This window comes from Kitasatospora sp. NPDC088346 (assembly GCF_044740765.1).
Taxonomy (GTDB): domain Bacteria; phylum Actinomycetota; class Actinomycetes; order Streptomycetales; family Streptomycetaceae; genus Kitasatospora.
Genome location: NZ_JBIURH010000004.1, coordinates 238,046 through 252,962, shown reverse-complemented (window position 1 = coordinate 252,962; position 14,917 = coordinate 238,046). Strand labels below are relative to the sequence as shown.

The window sequence follows — 14,917 nt, the reverse complement described above, 5'->3', positions numbered from 1 at the left end:
GCCCGGACCGAGGGAGGGCAAGGGGCGACGGGCGGATCGGGCCGGGCGGGAGTGCGAGGACGGACCCCGGGACCGCGACCGGACCGGGCGCGGCCGCGGGCACGTGGCGTCCGGCCGGGGCGCGAGGGGGCGAAGCGCTCGCTTGGGGCGGGCGGCAGTGGGTACCGTCAGCGCAGGTGGGCCGTGCGGTGCGGTGCGATGCGGGGTGGCGGGGCGATGGCGGACAGTCCTACGAACGGCGAGTGGTGGCGGGTCGGCGGGCGGGTGCTGGGAGCCGGCGCCGGGGGCGACGGGGGGACGCAGCCCGAGGAGAGCGTGTACGCGGCGCAGGTGCCGGCCGCTGCGCCCCCGCCGCCGTCCGGTTCGTCCTCCGCCGGTTCGTCGCCGGGCCCGTCGTCGTCGCGGTCGGACGTGCCGCGGTCGGACGTACCGCGGTCGGATGTGCCGCTGTGGGACCGGTCGCTCACCGGCACCGGTGCGGGGTCCGGTGCGGCGGCCGGTGCCGACTCCGGCCGGCGCTCGGTCGGCGAGGACGTCACGGCGAGGTTCCCCGGCTGGGACGCCGTCAAGTTCTACCCCTTCGAGGAGCCCGCGCCCGCGCCGGTCGTGCCGGATCCGCGGGAGGGCGACGAGGACGCCGAACCGGGTCCGAAGGCACCGGGTGCCAAGGGAGCGCGGGGGCCGGTCGGCCGGGCGTCGAGGGCCCGGGCCGCGGAGGCCCCGGTGCCCGAGGCCGCCGAGGACGCGGTGGGGCCACCGGTGCGGCCCGGGCTGCTGGCCGGGCGGCGGCCGGCGCCGCTGCTGCTGGTCGCCGCGCTGGCGCTGCTGGCGGGGGCGTACACCGGGGTGCTGCTGGCGATGCTGGCCGGCTGGGGGGCGGCGTACCTGTCCCGGGGGCTCGGCGACGTCACCAAGAAGTTCGCGGTGCTGGGGATCCCGATGATCTGCATGACCGGGGCGACGGTCTGGTTCTGGGGCCGGGCGCAGGGCCGCTGGGGCACGCCGGTGAGCGCGGGAACGCCGATGGGCGAGGTGACCTGGTCGGCGGCGCCGGGGGTGCTGCGGGTCGCCGCGGTGCTGACGGCGCTGTTCCTGCTGGCCGTGACGCTGCGGCGGCGCCGGGAGCCGTGAGCCGGCCCCCGGGGCGTCAGTCCCCGCGCACGGCGGTGGTGTAGCGGATGGTGGTGCGGCGGGTCAGCGATCCGTCGGGCCCGGTCAGGGGCGCCAGCGCGGCGAGCGCGGCCCGGCGGGCCTCGGCGAGGCGTTCGGCGGGGACGGCCTCCAGGGTGGCCCGGCGCCCGCTCGCCCGCAGCGCCTCCCACCAGGCCCGCGGATCCGGGTAGTGGGTGACGGAGTCCCGTTCGACGGTGCGTACGGCGGTGAAGCCGGCGTCCCGCAGCAGCCCGGCCGCCGCCTCCGCGGTGCGGGCCAGCGGATTCGGTCCGGTCGCGCGGGTGCGTCCGTCGGCGGCCTTCACCGTCGGCCCCCGCCCGGCGGCGAAGCCGGTGAGCACGGCCGAGGGCTCGGCCCAGCGCGGGTCCTCCGGGCCGAAGGCGGTGAAGCCGAACAGCCCGCCCGGGGCCAGCAGCCGGTGGGCGGCGGTGAGGGCGGCGACCGGGTCGGGGGTGTGGATGACGGCGAACGAGGAGAGCACGGCGTCGAAGGAGCCGTCCGGGAAGTCCGGCTGCTCGGCGTCGCCGAGGCGGACCACGACCTGCGGCAGTCCGAGGGCGGCGGCGTCGGCCGCGGTGCGGCGGACCATGCCGGGCGCCAGGTCGATCCCGACCGCCGTCCCGCGCGGGCCGACGGCGGCGGCCGCCGCGAACAGCACCGCGCCGCGGCCGCAGCCCAGGTCGAGCACCCGGTGGCCCGGGCCCGGCGCCGCCAGCGCGACCAGCCGTGCGCCGACCGGGTTGAAGAAGGCTCCGTTGTGCTCCTCGTAGTCGTCGGCGACGAGGGAGAAGGTCCGGGCTATCTCGGCCTTGCGCCGCTGGGCGTGCGCCATGCGGCCATGGTGGCGCGGGCCCGTCGGCGGGGCAAGGGCGTGTCCGCGCGAAGCCGTGACGGCGCACCGGCCGGTTCAGCCGCCGAGGGCCCGCTGGAGTTCGGCGATGACGAGGTTGGCGCCGGTGTAGCCGACGCCCTCGAACCACAGCTGGTCCTCCACCGGGAACGCCCGGTGCGCCCTCACGGCGCCGAGCGCCTGCCAGGCGGGACTGGCCAGGACGGCCGCGGCGCCGGACCGTTCGGGATCGCCGTGGGTGGCGTGGAAGAGGTAGTCGCCGTCGGCCTGGGCGAGCTGGTCGACGCTCACCTCGATCTCGAAGCGGTCGACGTTCTGCGCGTCCGGCCGCCCGAGCTGGAGGTCGCCGAGCACGCTGCCGATGAAGCTCGGCCGCCCGGCCATCCGGATGCCGGGGGAGCCCTCGACGAAGCGCACCACGCTGATCCGCCGGCCGCCCGCGCCGGCCTCGCCGATCGCCTGCACGGCCTGCCCGACGTGCCGGTTGTACGCGCCGACCACGGCCGCGGCCTGTTCGCGGCGGCCGAGGGCGGCGGCGTGCAGCTGGAAGTTGTCCTTCCACGGGTAGCCGGCGGCGTGGGTGAACACGGTGGGCGCGAGGCGGCTCAGGGCGTCGTAGTGGGCGCCGTCCCGGCTCCGGTTGCCGAGGATCACCTGCGGGTCCAGGGCGACGATCCGGACCAGGTCGGGGCTGCCGATGTCCCCGATCCCGGCGACCTCGGCCAGCCGGGACGCGGGCCAGTAGTCGGGCAGACCGGCGTCGAGGGCGGCCTTGGCGGCGCCCACCGGGGTGATGCCCAGGGTCATCGCGGAGTCCAGCTCGGCGGTGTCCAGGGCGATCACCCGGTCCGGGCCGCCCGGTACCACGACCGGCCCGGTGGCGGCTGTCACCGTGACGCTGGGCGTCGGCAGCGGGAGCGGGCTCCCGGTGCCGCCGACCGGCGGCGCCAGCCGCGGCCGACCGGTGCCCAGCGCGGTGCAGCCGGTCAGCAGCGCGGCGCCCAGTCCGGCCAGTGCGGTGCGGCGGGAGGGCTGGTGCGGCACGCCGGAACCTCCTGATCACGCTCGGTTGCCAGCGATTATGTCCCGGTTTGCCCGCGAAGACGGGGACCCGGTGCGGCAGAGCGTGATCAATGGCGCCCGGGGCGTCCGGGTCCGCCGTCCGGGTCCGGCGTTCGGGTCGGCCGCCGGGGTCGGGCGGGCGGGTCCTAGGCTGGCGGTATGGCGCTCACCGTTGGTTTCGACCTCGACATGACCCTGCTCGACACCCGACCCGGGATCAAGGCCACCTACGACGTGCTGTCCGCGGAGACCGGCACGTTCATCGACAGCGACCTCGCGGTCAGCCGGCTCGGCCCGCCGCTGGTGCAGGAGATCGCGCAGTGGTTCCCGGCCGAGCACGTCGACGAGATGGCCGACCGCTACCGGGCGCTCTACCCGGACCACGCGGTGCCCCGCACCCTGGTGCTGCCGGGCGCCTTCGAGGCCGTCCGGGCGGTCCGCGAGCGGGGCGGCCGGGTGGCGGTGATCACCGGCAAGTACGAGCCCAACGCCCGCCTGCACCTGGACGGCGTCGGCCTGCGGGCGGACGTGCTGGTGGGGGACCTGTGGGCGGAGACCAAGGGGGCGGCGCTGCGCGAGCACGGCGCGAGCGTGTACGTCGGCGACCACGTCGGCGACGTGGTGGGCGCCCGGGCGGCCGGCGCGGTGGCGGTCGCGGTGGCCACCGGTCCGTACGGCGAGCAGGAGCTGGCCGAGGCCGGCGCCGACGTGGTGCTGGCGGACCTGACCCGGTTCCCGGCCTGGCTGGCGGGCTACTCGGGCTGAGCCGTGAGCCCCGCCACGGCCCGCCGCCGCTGGGCCCGCGCGGACAGGAACAGCCCCGTGACCGAGAGCAGGAAGCCCAGCGGCATCAGCATGCACAGCCAGTAGGCCGGGCTGGGGAAGCGCGGCAGGTCGAAGAAGAGCGGGACGAAGGTCACCAGGGTGGCCACGGCCCCGGCGCCGAAGACGATCGCCCCGGCCCGGACGAGGGCGTCGCCCCGGTCTGCACTCGGACTGCTCACAACTGACTCCTTCACCGCTCGGCCGTCCAGTCTGACAGAGCGTCCGACCCCCGCCGATCGGCGGGGTGGGGCTCCCTCTGTACGCTCAGGTTTCCCAGGGAGTTCTCAGGCACCCTGGAGGTTGTCGTACTGAGGCTTCTGCGGGGGGATCCCGGGGGCCGGGCCGTCGGGAAACAGGGGCTTCACACGCATGGGTCTGACCAGTCACAAGGTGCTGGCGCTGTCCGCGCTGGTCTCTGTCCTGCTGGTGGTCGGGACGGTCTGGCTGTGGCCGCGGCTCGCCCGCGGCGGCTGGGCGGCGGTCTGCGGCCGGATCGGCACCATCCTCGCCACCCAGCTGGCCGTGGTCTGCACGCTGGGGCTGGCGGCCAACAACTCGTTCGCCTTCTACAGCAGTTGGGACGACCTGCTGGGCACCGCGGACAACGGTCCGGTGAACATCGAGAACCAGTTCGCCGACGGCCGCCGGACGGCCGGCATCCAGCAGATCGGCAACGAGAACGTGCGCGGCGCCAACACCGTCGGCCGTGACCCGGCCGTGGTCGGCCGCCTGGAGCGGATCCGGATCCCGGGCGCCACCACCGGTCTGGCCACCGAGGGTTACGTCTACCTGCCGCCGCAGTACTTCCAACCCGAGTACCAGAACCGCAAGTTCCCGGCCGCGATGGCCATCACCGGCTTCCCCGGCGACGCCAAGAACCTGGTCACCAAGCTCAACTACCCCGCCACGGAGCTCCAGCAGATCCGGGAGGGGAAGATGAAGCCGACCGTGCTGGTACTGATGCGCCCCTCCCCGGCGATGCCGCGCGACACCGAGTGCGAGGACATACCCGGCGGCCCGCAGGCCGAGTCGTACTTCGCCAAGGACGTGCCGGCCGCCATCCGCGGCTCCTACCGGGTCGGCGCCGCCCCCGGCGACTGGGGCCTGGTGGGCAACTCCACGGGCGGCTACTGCGCGCTCAAGCTGGCGATGAAGCACCCCGAGGTGTTCTCCGCCGCCGTCTCGCTCTCCGGTTACTACCGCGCGGCCGACGACCCGACCACCGGCGACCTGTTCGGCGGGCAGCAGCAGCGCCGCAACGAGGCGGACCTGTCCTGGCGGCTGGCCAACCTGCCGCACCCGGCGGTCTCGCTGCTGGTCGGCGGCAGCAAGGAGGGCGACGGCGACTACTACGAGAGCACCCGGCAGTTCGTCGCCGCCGCCAAGGGCGGGCCGACCCGGGTCTCCTCGATCACGCTGGAGACCGGTGGCCACAACTTCAACACCTGGAACCGGATGCTCCCGGCCTCGCTCGGCTGGTTGAGCGAGCACCTGAACGCGCCGGCCTGACCCCGTCGGCCCGACCCGCCGCGCCCGCCCGGTTCCCGCCCCGTTCCCGCCCGGTTCCCGCCGCTGTCCCGCCCCGCCGTGACCAGGCATCGGTCACTGCATGGAGTTTCCTGGCAGCGGGGAGTTTCGACCTCGCCCCGGCCGGGGTATGCAGCCATCGCGCGGGGTCCGAGCGGACACCCGCCCTACCGAGCGGGGGTGAGAGCCAGTGGACAGCGCCCCTGCGCACCCTGGCCCGGCCAGGCCCCGAAGTGCGTCTCTTCCAGCGCATGAGTGAGCAGCTGAGAGATCATTGACCCGCTCACCGGGCCGATCCGCCGAGCGCGGTCGGTCCGGCGTCCACCCAGCGGGCCCCGGGCGCAGCGCCGAGGCCGCTCCACACCCACACCGAGGACTTTTCGAGATGCCCACCGGCCAGGTCAAGTGGTTCAACGAGACGAAGGGCTACGGCTTCCTGTCGCGCGACGACGGCGGCGAGGTCTTCGTCCACACCAAGGCGCTGCCCACCGGCGTCACCGCGCTGCGGCCGGGGCAGCGGGTCGAGTTCGGCATCGTCGCCGGTCACCGCGGTGACCAGGCGATGAGCGTCACGCTGCTGGAGGCCCTGCCGTCGGTGGCGGCGGCCCAGCGCAAGAGCGCGGACGACATGGCCCCGATCGTGCAGGACCTGATCACCACGCTCGACGCCGTCCTGCCCGGGCTGCAGCGCGGTCGCTACCCGGCCAAGCCCACCGGCCAGAAGCTGGCCGTGCTGCTGCGCGCCGTGGCCGAGCAGTTCGACGTCTGAGCGACGCTCAGGACACCGGCCCGGTCAGAACGCCAGCGCGCCCGGGTCGACCGCGGGGGCCAGACCCTCCTCGGCGGCCCGGGTGAGCAGGGCGCGCACCGCGGCGTGGCCCTCCTCGCCGAGCTCGGCGGTGAACTCGTTCACGTACAGGGCGATGTGCCGGTCCGCCACGTCCGGGTCCATCTCCTGGGCGTGCGCCATCACGTACCCGCGGGAGGCGGCCGGGTCGTCCCAGGCCATCGTGACCGACGTGCGGATGGTCCGGGCCAGCTCGCGCAGTCGGTCGGCGCCCAGCGAGCGGCGGGCCACGATCGCGCCCAGCGGGATCGGCAGGCCGGTCTCCAGCTCCCAGGCCTCGCCCATGTCGGCCAGGCTGTGCAGCCCGTAGCGCTGGTAGGTGAACCGGGCCTCGTGGATCACCAGGCCGGCGTCCACCCGGCCGTCCCGGACGGCCGGCATGATCTCGTGGAACGGCAGCACCACGATCTTCCCGAAGCCGCCGGGCACGGCCTTCGCCGCCCAGAGCCGGAACAGCAGGTACGCGGTGGAGCGCTCGCTCGGCACCGCCACCGTCCGACCCGCCAGCGCGGCCGCGTCCCGCTCGCCCGCGGTCAGCACCAGCGGCCCGCAGCCCCGGCCGAGCGCCCCGCCGCAGGGCAGCAGCGCGTACTCGTCCAGCACCCAGGGCAGCTGCCCGTAGGAGATCTTCAGCAGGTCGAGCTCGCCGCGTTCGGCCATGCCGTTGGTGAGGTCGATGTCGGCGAAGGTCACCTCGGGCGCGGCCGCGCCGGGCACCAGGCCGTGCGCCCAGGCGTGGAAGACGAAGGTGTCGTTGGGGCAGGGCGAGTAGGCGACCTTGAGCGGCTCAGCCACGGGAGGCCTCCTGGAGCAGGGCTCGGTACGGCAGCGCGTGGAAGGACCGCTCCAGGGCCCCCAGCGCCTCTCCGATCCGCCAGGCCGCGCGGTCGCGCGGTCCGACGGGGTTGGACACGGCCCGGACCTCGAAGGCCGGCGTCCCGAACCGGGCGGCCGCCTCGGCCACCCCGAAGCCTTCCATCGCCTCGGCCAGCGCCCGCGGGTGACGGGCGGTCAGTGCCGCGGCCCGTTCGGCGCTGCCGGTGACCGTGGAGACGGTCAGGACGTCCCCGGTGGCGGCCCCCAGGGCATCGGCGGCCAGCCGGACGGCGGCGGGGGGAGGGGTGTGCCGGACGGTCCCGAAACCCAGCCGGGCGACGTCCTGGAAGCCCTCGGGCGTCTCGGCGCCCAGGTCCGCGGCCACGATCCGGTCGGCCACCACCAGCGAGCCGACCGGCGCGCCGGGTGCGAACCCGCCCGCGATCCCGGCCGACACCACCAGGGCGTACGGCCGTGCGGCCAGCGCGGCCGCGGCGCCGGCCGCGGCGGCGGCCGGGCCGACACCGCCGACCAGGACGTCCACCGGCACGCCGTCGGGGTGTTCGCCGCGCCGCAGCTCGCCGCCGCCCGGGACGGGCAGCGGCCGGGCCCCGGGCAGCGCGCGCAGCACCGCGTCCGCCTCGGCCTGCACCGCGACGACGACCAGCAGCCCGGCCTGCGGGAGGCCGGGCTGTTCGTGGTCGGACGCGCTCATCGCGGAGGGGTCAGCTCGCGGTGTGCAGCTCGAAGTACCAGACGCCGTAGATGTCGTTGGTCTTCTGGTCGGCCTCGACCACGGTGACCGTGGTGGTGCCGGAGGTGTTCAGCAGCGTGGAGGCGAGCACCGTGCCGGAGAAGGTGGAGCCCTTGACCTCCTGCGCGATCGGCGACTGGCCCTGCTGACCGCCGTCGGTGAACGCGAACCAGCCGCGGTCGCCGGTGTCCGGGTCCACGCCGACGCCTACCCGGTTGCCGGCCTCGACCTCCAGGGATTCCAGCTTCTTGTCCTTGCCGGCCTTCTTGGCGTCCACCTGGCACTTCTCGATCTGCGCCTGGTCGAGCGGCTTGCCGCCGTTGTAGCAGAGCGGACCGCTGCGGACCGAGGAGGTGCCGACGACCAGCGTCGCCTCGCGCTCTGCGGGCTTGCCCTGGTTGCTGGCGTAGGCGATCGAACCGCCGACCGTGCCGGCGCCGATCACGACGACGGCGCCGAGGGCGGCGATGACACGGGTGCTGAGGCTCATGGGCAAGAGGCTACCGGGCTTTCGCGATCACGGTGCGCCGGGGTGGCCGAGTCGGCCCCGGCGTCCCCACGGGCGGCCGATCCTCCGGGCGGGTCAGGCCACCCGGGGCCGGGCCGCGGAGCGGCGCGGGCCGATCCGGAAGAGCGACCAGACGGTCAACAGCAGTGCCACGCACATCACCCCGGCCGCGAGCGCCAGGCCGAGCACCGCGTTCAGCGGCAGCGAGATGCCGACCACCCCGCCGGCCACCCAGGACAGCTGGAGCAGGGTCTCCGAACGGGCGAACGCCGAGGTCCGGACCGCCTCCGGGACGTCCCGCTGGATCAGCGCGTCGAGCGCCAGCTTGCCCAGCGAGGCCGACATGCCGGCCGTCGCGGCGACCACGGCCACGGTCAGCAGGCCGTACCAGATCGCCGCCGCGGCGGCGGCCACGGTGGCCAGCAGCAGCACCGTGGTGATGATCACCTCGGAGCCCCTGGTGCGCAGCCAGGAGCCGAACACCGAGCCGAGCGCGTTGCCCACCCCCGCCGCCGCCGCGACCACGCCGAGTGCCGCCGTCTCCGGCAGGCCGCCGATCGGGTCGTTGCGGATCAGGAACGCCAGGAACATCACCAGGAAGCCCACCAGGAACCGCAGCGAGGCCACCCCGCGCAGGGCCAGGATCACCGAGGGGCCGACCGCCCGCAGCACCCCCTTGGCCTTGACCGGCCCGTGCTCCTCGGAGTGCAGCACGGCCCGCTGCTCGCCCTTGGCGGAGTCCACCTTGTGCGGCAGGTGGAAGGCCATCAGGGTGCCGATCACGAACACCAGGAACGCCCCGCGCAGCGGCCAGCCCGGGCCGATCAGGTGCAGCGCCCCGCCCACCCCGGCCGCCACCATGGTGGCCAGCAGCCCGGCCAGCGTGACCCGCGAGTTGGCCTTCACCAGGGACAGCTGCGGTGGCAGCAGCCGCGGCACCACCACGCTGCGCACCACCCCGTACGCCTTGGAGGCGACCAGCACCCCCAGGGCCTCCGGGTACAGCGCCAGGCCGCCGGTGGCGATCGTCCCGGCCATCGTCCAGGCCAGCACCGCGCGGGCCAGCATCGACATCGCCATCGCGGAACGGCGGCCGTGCGGCAGCCGGTCCAGCAGCGGGCCGATCACCGGCGCCAGCAGGGCGAACGGCGCCATCGTGATCAGGAGGTAGAGCGCGACCCGGCCGCGGGCCTCGCCGGTCGGCACCGAGAAGAAGATGGTGGAGGCCAGCGCGATGGTGATCAGCATGTCGCCGAAGGAGTTCAGCGCGTGCAGCTCGATCAGCTTGGCCAGGCCGGACTCGCCGGCGCCCTCCGCGGAGGTCGCCCGCCGGATCCGCCGCCCGGTGCCGTGCACCACCTTGCCGGTGCGCGCGCCGGCGGCCGAGGCGCCGCGGGTCAGCACGTTGCGTGAGCGGGCGGGCCGCGCCGAGTCGTCCTCCGGCTGCGGCTCCGGTTCGCCGGCCGGGGGGACCGTCGGCTGTCGCGGCACAGCCTGCGCCTCCGCGTGGTCCTCGCCCTGCGGGGAGTGCGGCCCGTGCTGCGACGGATTGTCGTCCGCCACATCGCAATCCTGCCCGAGAATGGCGTGGGCGACGAGTGATTGACGCTTGCGTACGGATGGCGAGTCGCCGTCCGGGCGGTGTCGGGGGTGCCCGGTGCGGCCGTCGCGGTGCCCCGGGCTGTGCTCCCCGGTCGACTGGCGGGTAGCCTGCACTACGGCGTGTGCCGGGACGGCACAGGGGAGGGGTCAGGGCGGCGCGGCCCGTCCCGGAGGTGTCCCCGGTTCGAGCAGAATGGAACCGGTACCCGGCGGGCCGACGCCCGTCGGCAGCATTGCGGGCCCGCCCCGGCGGGGCGGTGGGCCGGATATCTACCGCAGGAACGACAGGACTGGGAGAGAATCGACGCCGTGAGCGCTGCGATGCGAAGCCGTACCCCGGACCGGCTCTGTGCCGAGGCCGTCGAACTCGCCCGCCAGGCCGCCGGGGAGGCGGTGGGCCCCGAGAGCGTGGGCGCCCACCTCGGCGTCCAGGCGGACGGCGACCGCGTCGTCACCCACACCTTCGAGTGCCTGGACGCCGCGTACCGCGGCTGGCACTGGGCCGTGACCGTGGCGCGGGCGCCGCGGGCGAAGAACATCACGCTGGACGAGACCGTCCTGCTGCCGGGCCAGGACGCCGTCCTCGCACCCCAGTGGGTGCCGTGGAGCGAGCGGCTGCGCCCCGGCGACCTCGGCCCCGGCGACCTGCTGCCGACCGGCGCCGACGACCTGCGCCTGGAGCCGGGCTGGACCGGCGAGGACGAGCCCGCCCCCAACTCCGCGGTGGCGCTGGCCGCCGAGGAGGAGGTCGTGGTCTCGGACCCGGACGTCCAGCCCGCACCGGCCCGGGCCCGGATCGGCGCGATCGCCGAGGAGCTCGGCCTCGGCCGGCCCCGGGTGCTCTCCCGGCTCGGCCTGCACCTGGCCGCCGACCGTTGGGAGTCCACCTTCGGCCCGCAGACGCCGATGGCCCAGGCGGCCCCGGCCTCCTGCACCAGCTGCGGCTTCCTGGTCCCGATCGGCGGCTCGCTCGGCCAGGCGTTCGGCGTGTGCGGCAACGAGTTCGGCCCGGCCGACGGCCAGGTGGTCTCGCTCGGCTACGGCTGCGGCGCGCACTCCGAGGCCGCCGTGCTGCCCGCCCCGCCCGTCCCCTCCGAGCTGATCCTGGACGAGACCGTGGTCGAGCCGCTCCAGCTGCGACCGGACCGCACCGGCGGTTCGGTCGAGCCGGACGCCCCGGCCGAGGAGCTCGGCCACTCCTGACGGCCCGGCAACCGCTTCCGGAGGACCCCGTCGAACCGGCGGGGTCCTTCGCCGTTCCCGCCCGCGCCGCCGCGGCCGGTGGCCGCCGACCGGCTCGCGCCCGGCCCGCCGCGCCCACCCGTGGTCGGTGATGTCGGCCGGGCAGGGAAGAATGCCCCCGTACGCACGACAGCTCGGCGGAAGGCGGCAGGTCGCGGTGGAGCCTCGGATCATCGGCAGCGGCACGGACGGACAGGCGGCTGACGTCTTCGACACGGCCGGACTGCGCAGGCGGGTGCTGGACGCCTGGACGGCCGCGCCCGCACGGTTCCGCGAGGACGCCAACGCGGAGGAGGAACTGGCCCTCGGCGGTTACCGCGACCGGCTGATCGTCGAGCTCGCGCAGAACGCCGCGGACGCCGCCGCCCGCGCCGGCGGCGGCCCCGGCCGCCTCAGGCTGACCCTGCGCGAGGGCGTCCTCGCCGCCGCGAACACCGGCGCCCCGCCGGACGCCGCCGCCGTCGAGTCGCTCTCCACCCTGCGCGCCTCCGCCAAGCGGGCCGACGGCGACGGCGCCGTCGGCCGGTTCGGCGTCGGCTTCTCCGCGGTGCTGGCCGTCAGCGACGAACCGGCCGTGCTCGGCGGCCACGGCGGCGTCCGCTGGTCGCTCACCGAGGCGTACGGGCTGGCCGCGGCCCGGCCCGAGCTCGCCGAGGAACTGCGCCGCCGCGAGGGCCACGTCCCGCTGCTGCGCCTGCCGTTCCCGGCCGAGGGCGCCGCCCCGGACGGCTACGACACGGTCGTGGTGCTGCCGCTGCGCGATGCCGCCGCCGAGGACCTCACCCGCCGGTTGCTGGCCGAGGTCGACGACGCCCTGCTGCTCACCCTGCCGGGCCTCGCCGAGGTCACCGTCGAGACCCCCGACGGCGTGCGCGTCCTGACCCGCTCCGCGACGCTCGCGGAGCCCGGCGGGCCGACCCTGGTGACCATCACCGACGGTGAGCGGCAGGCCAGTTGGCAGACCGTCAGCCGGTCCGGCGAGATCGCCCCCGAGCTGCTCGCCGACCGCACCACCGAGGAGCGCGCCCGCCCGTACTGGTCGGTGACCTGGGCCGTCCCGGTCACCGCCGACGGCACCCCGCAGCCGCCCCGCACCACCCCCGTGGTGCACGCCCCCACGCCGAGCGACGAGCCGCTCGGCGTGCCCGCCCTGCTGATCGCCGGGTACCCGCTGGACTCCACCCGCCGGCACGTCGCGCCCGGCCCGCTCACCGACTTCCTCACCGAGCGCGCCGCCGAGGCCTACGCCGACCTGCTCCGGGTCCGCGGCGCCGACCTCGGCTCGCTCGGCCTGGTGCCCGCCCCGCTCGGCCAGGGGGCGCTCGACAACGCCCTGCGCGCCGCGATCCTGGAGCGGCTGCCCGCCACCCCCTTCCTGCCGCACCCCGGCACCGTGGACGAGGGCACCCCGGCCCTGCGCCCGCGCGACGCCACCCTGCTGGAGGGCGCCGACCACCTGGTCGTCGAGGCGCTCGCCCCGATCTTCCCCGGCCTGCTGCCGGCCGGCCTGGAGCGCCGCAGCGAGCTGCGCGCCCTGGCCGTGCGCCGGGTGCCGCTGGCCGAGGTGGTCGACCAGCTCGGCGGCCTGGACCGCGAGCCCGCCTGGTGGCGCAACCTGTACGCGGCGCTCGGTGGGGCCGACCCGGAGGCGCTGGGCGCGCTCCCGGTACCGCTGGCCGACGGCCGTACCGTCACCGGCCCGCGCCGGGTGCTGCTGCCCTCCGACGCCGCCGACTGGGCCGGCTACGAGGGGTACCCCGAGACGCTTGCCGAGGCCCTCGAACTGCTCGACCTGCGGCTGGCCCACCCGGACGCCGCGCACCCGCTGCTGGCCAAGCTGGGCGCCGGCACCGCCACCCCGGCGGGCGTCCTGGACACCCCCGAGGTCCGGGCCGCCGTGGCCCGCTCGCTGGAGGTCGGCGAGGACGACTTCGACGCCGCCGTGGACCTCGCCGACGCGGTGCTCGCCCTGGTCAAGGCCGCCGACGCGACCCCCGGCGGCCACCCCTGGCTGGCCCGGCTGGCATTGCCCGACGACGAGGGCGAGCTGACCCGGGCCGGTGAGCTGATCCTGCCCGACAGCCCGCTCGCCGCCCTCGCCCGCGAGGACGACGCCGGGTACGTGGACGACGACCTGCTGGACCGCTGGGGCCCCGACGTCCTCGCCGCCGCCGGAGTGCTGTCCAGCTTCGCCCTGGTCCGCGCCGAGGACGTGGTGCTCGACCCGGACGACCTGGAGCGGCTCGACCCGACCGCCCCCGCCGACCGCGCCGCCGGCGGCCGTCCGACCGGCCTGCTGGACGAGGCCCCCGACGGCCTCGCCGACTGGTGCGAGGACGTGCTGGAGGCGCTGCACGCCGACGACGCCGACCTCGGCGTCCCGCCGGTCGCCGCCGAGCTGCTCGCCGTCCGCGACCTCGACCTGGTCGACGACACGGCCTGGCCCGAGGCGCTCGCCCTGCTCTCCCGGCCGCCGTACCGCGAGGCCGTGGTCAACCCCGTCCGGACCCTGCTGCCCGACGGCAGCTACACCGACCTGCCGCCGTACACCGCCTGGTGGCTGCGCGACCACCCGGTGCTGGACGGCCGCGAACCGGCCGGGCTGCGGGCCGCCGGCGCGGACCCGCTGCTGCGCGGCCTCTACGACGAGGCCCGCACCGCCCTGGACGAGCAGTTCCTGCACGCCCTCGGGGTGCGCACCACGCTCGCCGCGCTGCTCGCCGAGCCGCACGGCCCGGAGGAGCTGCTGGACCGCCTCACCGACCCGGCCTCCGAGGTGACGCACCGCCAACTGCACGGCATCTACACCGCGCTGGCCCAGTTGCCGGCCGAGCGGGTGGAGTCGCTGGACGTCGTGCGGGCGCTCACCGCGCTGGACGAGGAGACCGGCCGGCGCGGCGACCGCACGGTGGTCGTGGACGCCGCCGACGCGGTCGTCGCCGACGCCCCCGACCTGGTCGAGCTGCTGCACGGCCACCCCGTGCTGCCGGTCGCCCCCGCGCTCGCCGTGGACCTCGCCGAACGGCTGCACGTCTCGCTCGCCAGCGAGGTGGCCGGCGGCCGGGTGCTCTCCGAGGGCAGCCTGCACCGGGTGCCCGCCGTCGTCCGCGAGCTGCTGCCCGGCTGCCCCGCCGCGTACGAGGAGCACGAGGAGCTGCTGGTGGTCGGCCCGGACGGCCGCGAGGCCGCCGTGCACTGGCGCTGGGACGGCGCCGCGGCCGCCCCCGAGCTGCCGTACGACCCCGAGGACGCCGAAACGGCCGACGAGGACGACGAGTTCGAGGTGCCCCCGGCGCCCGGCCTGCTGCACGCCGCCACCCCCGAGGGGCTCGCGGCCGGCCTGGCCTGGTCGGTCGGCCAGTGGCACCGCCGGTTCGAGGTCCTCACCGCGCTCACCGAGCCCGACCGGGCCTACGAGCTGCTGGCCGCCCGCGACTTCGAGTCCTGACGGTCCTTCAGGTCGCGCAGCGAGGCGAGGTCCTGCGCCTGCCGGGCGGCCTCCGGGGCCCGGAGTGCGCGGTACACCAGTACCGCGCACCCGGCCCCCAGGGCCAGCAGCACCAGCAGCATCCCGCCGCGCGGCGCGCCGTGCCCGGTCAGCCGGGCCACCGCGTGCAGTGCCAGCGCGCCCGTGACCGCGGCCGCCCCGCCCGCCGCGAAGGCGATGAACGCCTCCAGCTCCCCGCCCCTGCGTGCCATGCCGCCCCCCGC

General features: G+C 76.1%; 14 protein-coding genes. 6 read left to right on the top strand and 8 right to left on the bottom strand.

All coding sequences use genetic code 11. The annotated features are described in order from the left end of the window. Positions 1–216 precede the first annotated feature (216 nt). On the top strand, positions 217–1,131 hold the full coding sequence (locus ACIOFR_RS08905; protein ID WP_400993773.1) for a hypothetical protein: 915 nt from the start codon (positions 217–219) through the stop codon (positions 1,129–1,131). Positions 1,132–1,147: 16 nt separating this feature from the next. Here the strand turns inward: ACIOFR_RS08905 and ACIOFR_RS08900 are convergent, their stop codons facing one another. Both ACIOFR_RS08900 and ACIOFR_RS08895 read right to left on the bottom strand, forming a co-directional pair. After that, entirely contained in the window at positions 1,148–2,005 is an 858-nt protein-coding gene (locus ACIOFR_RS08900) for a class I SAM-dependent methyltransferase (protein WP_400993771.1), read from the bottom strand. Positions 2,006–2,080: 75 nt separating this feature from the next. Then, entirely contained in the window at positions 2,081–3,067 is a 987-nt protein-coding gene (locus ACIOFR_RS08895; protein WP_400993768.1) for an ABC transporter substrate-binding protein, read from the bottom strand. Between the two features lie 177 nt (positions 3,068–3,244). On the opposite strand from ACIOFR_RS08895, the gene ACIOFR_RS08890 reads away from it, so the two are divergent. Beyond that, positions 3,245–3,850: an HAD family hydrolase gene (locus ACIOFR_RS08890; protein ID WP_400993765.1), complete on the top strand. Its 606-nt coding sequence runs from the start codon at positions 3,245–3,247 to the stop codon at positions 3,848–3,850. Here ACIOFR_RS08890 and ACIOFR_RS08885 read toward each other — a convergent pair. Next, the gene (locus ACIOFR_RS08885) at positions 3,838–4,089 is read right to left on the bottom strand and encodes a hypothetical protein (protein ID WP_400993763.1); all 252 of its coding nucleotides are present in this window, start codon (positions 4,087–4,089) and stop codon (positions 3,838–3,840) included. The two genes, ACIOFR_RS08890 and ACIOFR_RS08885, sit on opposite strands and share 13 nt — an antisense overlap. Before the next feature lie 190 nt (positions 4,090–4,279). Here ACIOFR_RS08885 and ACIOFR_RS08880 point away from each other — a divergent pair, with 190 nt between their 5' ends. Next, positions 4,280–5,419, top strand: a complete 1,140-nt coding sequence (locus ACIOFR_RS08880; protein ID WP_400993761.1) for an alpha/beta hydrolase — start codon at positions 4,280–4,282, stop codon at positions 5,417–5,419. A 403-nt stretch (positions 5,420–5,822) separates the two neighbouring features. Further along, positions 5,823–6,206 (top strand): cold-shock protein, encoded by a 384-nt coding sequence (locus ACIOFR_RS08875; protein ID WP_400993759.1) that lies wholly within the window; start codon positions 5,823–5,825, stop codon positions 6,204–6,206. A gap of 24 nt (positions 6,207–6,230) precedes the next feature. Here ACIOFR_RS08875 and ACIOFR_RS08870 read toward each other — a convergent pair whose 3' ends face one another. From ACIOFR_RS08870 to ACIOFR_RS08855, 4 genes are all read right to left on the bottom strand, one after another. After that, positions 6,231–7,079, bottom strand: a complete 849-nt coding sequence (locus ACIOFR_RS08870) for a 1,4-dihydroxy-6-naphthoate synthase (RefSeq protein ID WP_400993758.1) — start codon at positions 7,077–7,079, stop codon at positions 6,231–6,233. Next, positions 7,072–7,815, bottom strand: coding sequence for a futalosine hydrolase (locus ACIOFR_RS08865; RefSeq protein ID WP_400993756.1), 744 nt, complete (start codon positions 7,813–7,815; stop codon positions 7,072–7,074). Before ACIOFR_RS08865 ends, ACIOFR_RS08870 begins: the two co-directional genes overlap by 8 nt. Positions 7,816–7,825: 10 nt before the next feature. Next, complete coding sequence (locus ACIOFR_RS08860) at positions 7,826–8,344, bottom strand: hypothetical protein (RefSeq protein ID WP_400993754.1); 519 nt, start codon at positions 8,342–8,344, stop codon at positions 7,826–7,828. Between the two features lie 93 nt (positions 8,345–8,437). Further along, complete coding sequence (locus ACIOFR_RS08855; protein ID WP_400994011.1) at positions 8,438–9,766, bottom strand: MFS transporter; 1,329 nt, start codon at positions 9,764–9,766, stop codon at positions 8,438–8,440. A 519-nt stretch (positions 9,767–10,285) separates the two neighbouring features. Here ACIOFR_RS08855 and ACIOFR_RS08850 point away from each other — a divergent pair. Together ACIOFR_RS08850 and ACIOFR_RS08845 are read left to right on the top strand one after the other, a co-directional pair. Further along, positions 10,286–11,167 (top strand): DUF3027 domain-containing protein, encoded by an 882-nt coding sequence (locus ACIOFR_RS08850; RefSeq protein WP_400994009.1) that lies wholly within the window; start codon positions 10,286–10,288, stop codon positions 11,165–11,167. A 196-nt stretch (positions 11,168–11,363) separates the two neighbouring features. After that, positions 11,364–14,654, top strand: coding sequence for a sacsin N-terminal ATP-binding-like domain-containing protein (locus ACIOFR_RS08845; RefSeq protein WP_400993752.1), 3,291 nt, complete (start codon positions 11,364–11,366; stop codon positions 14,652–14,654). Here the strand turns inward: ACIOFR_RS08845 and ACIOFR_RS08840 are convergent. Further along, entirely contained in the window at positions 14,618–14,905 is a 288-nt protein-coding gene (locus ACIOFR_RS08840; RefSeq protein WP_400993750.1) for a hypothetical protein, read from the bottom strand. The two genes, ACIOFR_RS08845 and ACIOFR_RS08840, sit on opposite strands and share 37 nt — an antisense overlap. Positions 14,906–14,917 lie beyond the last annotated feature (12 nt).

What these genes read in the sequence shown, in the direction of transcription:
- ACIOFR_RS08905 (WP_400993773.1), top strand. Translation starts at nt 217, where the DNA reads ATGGCGGACAGTCCTACGAACGGCGAGTGGTGGCGGGTCGGCGGGCGG.
- ACIOFR_RS08900 (WP_400993771.1), bottom strand. Translation starts at nt 2,005, where the DNA reads ATGGCGCACGCCCAGCGGCGCAAGGCCGAGATAGCCCGGACCTTCTCC.
- ACIOFR_RS08890 (WP_400993765.1), top strand. Translation starts at nt 3,245, where the DNA reads ATGGCGCTCACCGTTGGTTTCGACCTCGACATGACCCTGCTCGACACC.
- ACIOFR_RS08880 (WP_400993761.1), top strand. Translation starts at nt 4,280, where the DNA reads ATGGGTCTGACCAGTCACAAGGTGCTGGCGCTGTCCGCGCTGGTCTCT.
- ACIOFR_RS08875 (WP_400993759.1), top strand. Translation starts at nt 5,823, where the DNA reads ATGCCCACCGGCCAGGTCAAGTGGTTCAACGAGACGAAGGGCTACGGC.
- ACIOFR_RS08865 (WP_400993756.1), bottom strand. Translation starts at nt 7,815, where the DNA reads ATGAGCGCGTCCGACCACGAACAGCCCGGCCTCCCGCAGGCCGGGCTG.
- ACIOFR_RS08860 (WP_400993754.1), bottom strand. Translation starts at nt 8,344, where the DNA reads ATGAGCCTCAGCACCCGTGTCATCGCCGCCCTCGGCGCCGTCGTCGTG.
- ACIOFR_RS08850 (WP_400994009.1), top strand. Translation starts at nt 10,286, where the DNA reads ATGCGAAGCCGTACCCCGGACCGGCTCTGTGCCGAGGCCGTCGAACTC.
- ACIOFR_RS08840 (WP_400993750.1), bottom strand. Translation starts at nt 14,905, where the DNA reads ATGGCACGCAGGGGCGGGGAGCTGGAGGCGTTCATCGCCTTCGCGGCG.